At 45.3% G+C, this 6,463-nt stretch carries 8 protein-coding genes; all 8 read left to right on the top strand.

Going from position 1 to position 6,463, the window contains the following annotated elements:
- Positions 1–910 (top strand): anthranilate synthase component I family protein (locus HP456_RS18160; protein WP_172253707.1); only part of this gene is annotated, 910 nt, incomplete at its 5' end.
- Complete coding sequence (gene pabA, locus HP456_RS18155; protein ID WP_172253706.1) at positions 907–1,494, top strand: aminodeoxychorismate/anthranilate synthase component II; 588 nt, start codon at positions 907–909, stop codon at positions 1,492–1,494. The genes HP456_RS18160 and pabA, both read left to right, overlap by 4 nt.
- On the top strand, positions 1,494–2,381 hold the full coding sequence (gene pabC / locus HP456_RS18150; RefSeq protein WP_172253705.1) for an aminodeoxychorismate lyase: 888 nt from the start codon (positions 1,494–1,496) through the stop codon (positions 2,379–2,381). The genes pabA and pabC overlap by 1 nt, the downstream gene beginning before the upstream one ends.
- Complete coding sequence (gene folP / locus HP456_RS18145) at positions 2,365–3,198, top strand: dihydropteroate synthase (RefSeq protein ID WP_172253704.1); 834 nt, start codon at positions 2,365–2,367, stop codon at positions 3,196–3,198. The genes pabC and folP overlap by 17 nt, the downstream gene beginning before the upstream one ends.
- The gene (gene folB / locus HP456_RS18140; protein ID WP_172253703.1) at positions 3,191–3,550 is read left to right on the top strand and encodes a dihydroneopterin aldolase; all 360 of its coding nucleotides are present in this window, start codon (positions 3,191–3,193) and stop codon (positions 3,548–3,550) included. Before folP ends, folB begins: the two co-directional genes overlap by 8 nt.
- A 1-nt stretch (position 3,551) precedes the next feature.
- The gene (gene folK / locus HP456_RS18135; protein WP_172253702.1) at positions 3,552–4,079 is read left to right on the top strand and encodes a 2-amino-4-hydroxy-6-hydroxymethyldihydropteridine diphosphokinase; all 528 of its coding nucleotides are present in this window, start codon (positions 3,552–3,554) and stop codon (positions 4,077–4,079) included.
- Complete coding sequence (locus HP456_RS18130) at positions 4,031–4,255, top strand: helix-turn-helix domain-containing protein (protein WP_172253700.1); 225 nt, start codon at positions 4,031–4,033, stop codon at positions 4,253–4,255. The genes folK and HP456_RS18130 overlap by 49 nt, the downstream gene beginning before the upstream one ends.
- Before the next feature lie 284 nt (positions 4,256–4,539).
- Complete coding sequence (gene lysS, locus HP456_RS18125) at positions 4,540–6,027, top strand: lysine--tRNA ligase (protein ID WP_172253698.1); 1,488 nt, start codon at positions 4,540–4,542, stop codon at positions 6,025–6,027.
- Positions 6,028–6,463: the final 436 nt, after the last annotated feature.

Below are 6,463 nucleotides of genomic sequence, written 5' to 3'. Positions count from 1 at the left end.
TTCGTTGTGGCAAGAACACCTTGCAGAGAAGGAAGCGGAAGAGTTTACGCCTCTTAACGAAGGTGCTTCCGGAATTAGAGTCTCGATGAACGAAGAGCAATTTTCAAACGCGGTAAAAAGGATTCAGGACTATATTTCGCAGGGGGATGTCTTCCAAGTCAACTTATCGGTGAGGCAGTCCCAGGAACTTGGGGCTGAGCCTCTCGCCGTTTACAAGAAACTGCGTGAACTGAATCCTTCGCCTTATATGAGCTATATCCAGACACCTGAATTCCAAATTGTTTCAGGGTCACCTGAGCTCTTGGTGAAGAAAAAAGGGTTGGAAGTGAGCACAAGGCCGATCGCCGGCACGCGTTCCCGCGGAAAAGATGCGGCTGAGGATGAAGCACTTGCCGGGGAGTTGATCGACAATGAGAAAGAACGTGCAGAGCATGTCATGCTGGTCGACCTTGAACGGAATGATTTAGGAAGAGTGTGCAGATATGGAACGGTTGAAGTCAACGAGTTCATGGTCATCGAAAAGTATTCGCATGTGATGCACATTGTATCGAATGTAAGGGGGACGCTCGATGAACACAAGACTGGAGCCGATGTCATCAGATCAGTGTTTCCGGGCGGAACAATCACAGGCGCCCCTAAAATAAGAACGATGGAAATCATCGAAGAACTCGAGCCGTTGAGAAGGGGCATTTACACAGGTTCGATCGGCTGGATCGGAGTCAACGGCGACATGGAACTGAATATCGTCATCCGGACAATGCTGGTGAAAAACAATGAAGCATATATCCAGGCAGGAGCAGGCGTCGTCATTGACTCAAATCCGAAGTATGAATATAAGGAATCACTGAAGAAGGCCATGGCCCTTTGGGTGGCAAAAGCAAGGGCGGAAGGAAAAGGGGAACGACTATGATACTCATGATCGATAATTATGACTCATTCACTTATAATCTGGTTCAGTTTTTAGGGGAGCTGGGCGAAGAACTGGTCGTCAGACGGAATGACGAGATCACCCTTGCGGAAATTGATGCCCTATCCCCTGATTACTTGGTGATTTCCCCAGGTCCCTGCAGTCCGGATGAAGCGGGGATCAGCCTTGATGCGATTTCGTATTTTGCCGGAAAAATACCGATCTTTGGCGTATGTCTCGGACATCAATCAATTGCCCAGGTATTCGGAGGAAACGTTATCCGTGCCGGGCGGCTTATGCACGGCAAGGTATCGGACATGCACCATGACGGCAAAACGATTTTCCGGGGAATGCCGAACCCTTTCGAAGCGACAAGATATCATTCACTTATCGTTAAACGGGAAACCCTTCCGGACTGTTTTGACATTACAGCGGAAACCTCCCGGGGTGAAATCATGGCCATTCGCCACAAGGAACTCGCAATCGAAGGTGTACAATTCCATCCCGAGTCGATCATGACTCAGCAGGGTAAGCAACTCCTGAAGAACTTCCTTGAGACTTATAAGAAAGCGGAGATACAGGGATAATGTATATCTATTTGAATGGGAGCATCGTTCACCAGTCAGAAGCGGTCATATCCCCGTTTGATCACGGTTATTTATATGGGTTGGGTGTCTTTGAAACATTTCGTACGTATGGGGGCCGCCCTTTTTTATTGAGGGATCACTTAGCCAGATTGCGAAAGGGACTCGAAGCTCTTAATATCGCAGCGGATATACAGGAAGAGAATATCAGGCAGGTTGTAAGTGAACTTCTAAAGAAAAACGGCTGGAAAGATGCGTACTGCCGGCTCAATGTTTCAGGGGGACCTGGTGGAATAGGATTGCAGACCGATCCTTATGAGAATGGAACCATGATTCTCTTTCAAAAAGAATTGCCAACTTCAGGTCCGCTTCGTGAAAAAGAAGGTGTCCTTCTCCGGCTAAGACGGAGTACACCTGAAATAGACATGAGGTTGAAGTCCCATCATTATCTAAACAATCTCGCTGCCAAAAGAGAAATTGGCCCTTCGCCGGAGAAGGAAGGGATCTTTCTTACTGGAGACGGTTATTTGTGCGAAGGCATCACCTCGAATATCTTCTGGATCAAACAAGGGGAGATTCACACTCCTTCCATTGAAACGGGTTTGTTGAATGGGATTACAAGACAGTTCATTCTGGCATTGGCACAAGAACTGAATATCCCTGTCAAACAAGGATTGTATCGTGTAAGTGACCTTGAAACGGCAAGTGAAATATTCTTTACGAACTCGGTTCAGGAAATTGTCCCTGTTAGCCGGGTGGGTAACAGGACGTTTGCAGGCAGTACCGGTCTATACGTCAGAAAACTTCATGAACACTATCAGGAATATGTGATGTATCTAAATTCAATTGAAGAGATGAAAGAAGGGGACCATCATGTCACAAGTGATTGATTGCGGAAAATACAAATTGGATTACTCCGGCAAAACCCTCATCATGGGGATCCTCAATGTGACACCGGATTCGTTTTCCGACGGGGGATCGTATGGCTCTGTGCAGAAGGCGGTAGAGCGGGCCAGGCAAATGGTCGAAGAAGGGGCAGACATTATTGATGTCGGAGGTGAATCGACTCGACCGGGGCACGAACCTGTTTCTGCAGAAGCTGAAATAGCACGGGTTGTCCCGATTATCGAAGCGTTGGTCAAGGAAGTGGATGTGCCGATTTCAATCGATACGTATAAAGCGGAGACCGCAAGAGTGGCGTTGGAAGCAGGTGCTCACATCATTAATGATGTATGGGGTGCGAAGAAAGATCCGCTCATGGCAGGACTGGCAGCTGAAAAGGGAGTTCCGATCATCCTTATGCACAATCGGAAGGATACCGAGTACGGGGAGTTCATGAGGGACGCAATCCAAGATCTTCAGGAAAGCATCACCCTTGTCAAAGCATCAGGGGTGAAGGACGAACAAATCATCCTCGACCCCGGGATCGGCTTTGCCAAAACATTCGAGCAGAATCTCGATATGATGAGACATGTTGACGTCCTGGTCTCACTTGGCTATCCGGTTCTTTATGCCACATCGAGAAAAAGGGTCATCGGTCATGTGCTGGACCTCCCGGCAGACGAGCGGATGGAAGGAACGGGGGCGACTGTATGCTGGGGTATCCAGAAAGGGTGCCAGCTCGTTCGTGTCCATGATGTCAAAGAAATGGCACGGATGGCGAAGATGACGGATGCGTTAATGGGAAAGGAGCGTCGGAATGGATAAAATCATATTGAAAGAAATGGAGTTTTACGGATACCACGGAGTTTTTCCTGAAGAAAATAAATTGGGTCAGCGATTCCGTGTCAGTGTGGAGCTTCACCTTAATCTAAAGAAACCGGGACAAAGTGACAACCTTGAGGATTCAGTTAACTATGCAGATGTATATTCGATATCAAAGTCAGTGGTAGAGGGTGAGCCTCTTAATCTGGTGGAAGCGGTGGCAGAAAGGATTTCCTCTGAAATACTGCGTGCATTTCCGGTTGTTGAAAGCTGCAAGATTACACTAATCAAGCCTGATCCCCCGATCCCTGGTCATTATCAATCGGTGGCAGTCGAGATTACAAGGAGTCGATAACATGAACAGCATCGCATACATTTCTCTCGGATCGAATATGGGTGAGCGGGAGGCCTATCTGGAAAAAGCCATTAATATTCTCCATAATCATGGTAAGATAGAGGTATTAAGGAAATCGTCAATGTATGAGACGGATCCAGTAGGATTTACTGAACAAGGAAAATTTTTGAATATGGTGATTGAAGTTCGAACGGATTTAAGTTCAGAAATATTGTTACAGCAATGCTTGCAGGTGGAATATGACCTTGGGAGAAAAAGGGAATTCAGGTGGGGACCGAGAATAATAGACCTTGACATATTACTCTATGATCACGAAAATATTGAATCAGAGAATCTTCTCATCCCCCATCCAAGGATGCAAGAGAGAGCGTTTGTTCTCATACCGCTTTTAGAGCTTGAACCGTCTCTGGGACATCCGGTTAATGGGATCCCGTTCATTCGCTTTCTGGACGAAATACCTGACAAAGAAGGAGTTCGGTTATGGAAACAGATAAATGGGGAAGACGCGTTCGTGCGTTCAGGAAATTAAAAGGTTTCACCCAGGAAGGGCTGGCTAAGGAAATAGGCATTTCCGTCTCTGTACTTGGGGAAGTGGAAAGAGGGAGTCGTATCCCGAAGGAATACTTCTTGGTGAAGGTGGCAGATGTGCTCAATATTTCGCTGCAGGATCTTGATCCTCAGGGTGAGTTGGAACATAGTGAATAATTCGATATATGATAGATTGATTAACGAAATATATAATCATTGAACAAGCTGCATTGCAGCGACAGAACGTCATGTAAACGCCGGGTAACCATTTTATAAAAAGGCTGAATTCATTCGTGTTATCAGACGCGGATGGGACGGCCTTTTTTCGATGGTTTCTATGACACTTAGAAGAACTGGAACTTTAGGGGTGTTACAATTCCGGATATTGTGTAAAATAGTATGGTATATATTCGTATCAGTCTAGTAACGCAGGAAAGCAGATAGAATAGGAGTGAAAACAAATGAGTCATGAAGAAATTAATGACCAGTTTCGCGTAAGGCGCGAAAAAATGGAATCGATCCGGGAAAAAGGAATGGATCCATTCGGTAAACGTTTTGACCGTACACACAGCTCATCCGAAATCAAATCACAATATGATGAGTTTTCTAAAGAAGAGTTAGAAGAAAAAGAGATTACGGTAACGATTGCTGGCCGAATCATGACAAAACGCGGAAAAGGAAAGGCTGGATTTGCCCATCTTCAGGATCTGGAAGGACAAGTCCAAATTTATGTTCGTAAAGATGCAGTGGGCGAAGAAGCATATGAGTACTTTAATACTGCTGATCTTGGAGATATCGTAGGAATTACAGGAACGGTTTTCAAAACGAAAGTTGGAGAGCTTTCAGTTAAAGCGAAAGAATTCCATCTGCTGACAAAGGCTCTGCGTCCGCTCCCTGAAAAGTTCCACGGACTAAAAGATGTAGAACAGCGCTATCGTCAGCGTTACCTTGACCTGATCACAAGCCAGGAGAGCAAGGAGACGTTCATCGCCCGCAGCCGCATCATCCAATCGATGAGAAGATATTTAGATGACAACGGCTATCTTGAAGTGGAAACACCTATGATGCATTCCATTGCAGGAGGAGCTTCTGCCCGTCCATTTACAACGCATCACAATGCTCTGGATATGCCTCTATATATGAGAATCGCCATTGAGCTTCATTTGAAGCGTCTGATTGTGGGCGGACTTGAAAAAGTATATGAAATCGGCCGTGTATTCCGTAACGAAGGGGTATCTACCCGTCACAACCCTGAATTCACGATGATCGAGCTTTATGAAGCATATGCAGATTACCGCGACATCATGGCACTTACTGAAAATCTGGTCGCCCATATCGCAAAAGAAGTATTCGGTTCAACAACGGTTCCATACGGCGAGTATGAAGTGAACCTTGAGCCTGAATGGACCCGCCTTCATATGGTGGATGCCGTTAAAGAACATACCGGCGTAGACTTCTGGAAAGAAATGTCGGATGAAGAGGCAAGGTCTTTAGCCAAAGAGCACGGCATTGAAATCAAAGACAATATGCAATACGGCCATGTCGTAAACGAATTCTTCGAGCAAAAAGTAGAGGATAAGTTGATTCAGCCTACTTTCATCTACGGCCACCCTGTGGAAATCTCTCCGCTGGCGAAGAAAAATCCGGAAGATCCTCGTTTCACCGATCGTTTCGAATTGTTCATCGTTGGCCGCGAGCACGCAAATGCGTTCACGGAGCTTAACGATCCGATCGATCAAAGAGAACGCTTTGAAGCACAGCTCAAAGAAAGAGAAGAAGGAAATGATGAAGCGCACATGATGGATGACGACTTCATAGAAGCATTGGAATATGGTATGCCTCCAACAGGCGGACTTGGAATCGGTATTGACAGACTTGTCATGCTGTTGACGAACTCACCATCCATTCGTGATGTACTGCTGTTCCCGTTAATGCGTCATCGCGATTAATATGATTTGCAAAAAAGCAGCGGCCGAAGCCTGCTGCTTTTTTGTTTACATGCTTTGTAATATGTGGGCTGCGAAACGATGCTAATGTTTAATCTAATTCTGTAGTGGTATAACAATAAGAATATATTTATTTTAACTTTAATAAAAAAAGATAAAAAAACATCTTGCACCATGGTTTATATGGTGGTATATTATTATCTGTTGCCGCAAAACACGGCGAACAACACAAAAAACTTTTTTAAAAAGTTATTGACACCACGGTGTCGATGCTGTAATATTTAAAGGGTCGCTTCGAACGAAGCACTAAACAAATTGAACCTTGAAAACTGAACAAAACAAGACAATACGTCAACGTTAATTCTAGATTTACCGCAACGATTGAATCGTTGCAAACAAGAGCTATTCAAACTTTTATCGGAGAGTTTGATCCTGGCTC

This window comes from Bacillus haikouensis (genome assembly GCF_013179555.1).
Taxonomy (GTDB): domain Bacteria; phylum Bacillota; class Bacilli; order Bacillales; family Bacillaceae_B; genus Rossellomorea; species Rossellomorea haikouensis_A.
The sequence above is the reverse complement of the archived record's forward strand: the minus strand, read 5'-3'. Positions and strand labels throughout refer to the sequence as shown.

What these genes read in the sequence shown, in the direction of transcription:
- pabA (WP_172253706.1), top strand. Translation starts at nt 907, where the DNA reads ATGATACTCATGATCGATAATTATGACTCATTCACTTATAATCTGGTT.
- pabC (WP_172253705.1), top strand. Translation starts at nt 1,494, where the DNA reads ATGTATATCTATTTGAATGGGAGCATCGTTCACCAGTCAGAAGCGGTC.
- folP (WP_172253704.1), top strand. Translation starts at nt 2,365, where the DNA reads ATGTCACAAGTGATTGATTGCGGAAAATACAAATTGGATTACTCCGGC.
- folB (WP_172253703.1), top strand. Translation starts at nt 3,191, where the DNA reads ATGGATAAAATCATATTGAAAGAAATGGAGTTTTACGGATACCACGGA.
- folK (WP_172253702.1), top strand. Translation starts at nt 3,552, where the DNA reads ATGAACAGCATCGCATACATTTCTCTCGGATCGAATATGGGTGAGCGG.
- HP456_RS18130 (WP_172253700.1), top strand. Translation starts at nt 4,031, where the DNA reads ATGGAAACAGATAAATGGGGAAGACGCGTTCGTGCGTTCAGGAAATTA.
- lysS (WP_172253698.1), top strand. Translation starts at nt 4,540, where the DNA reads ATGAGTCATGAAGAAATTAATGACCAGTTTCGCGTAAGGCGCGAAAAA.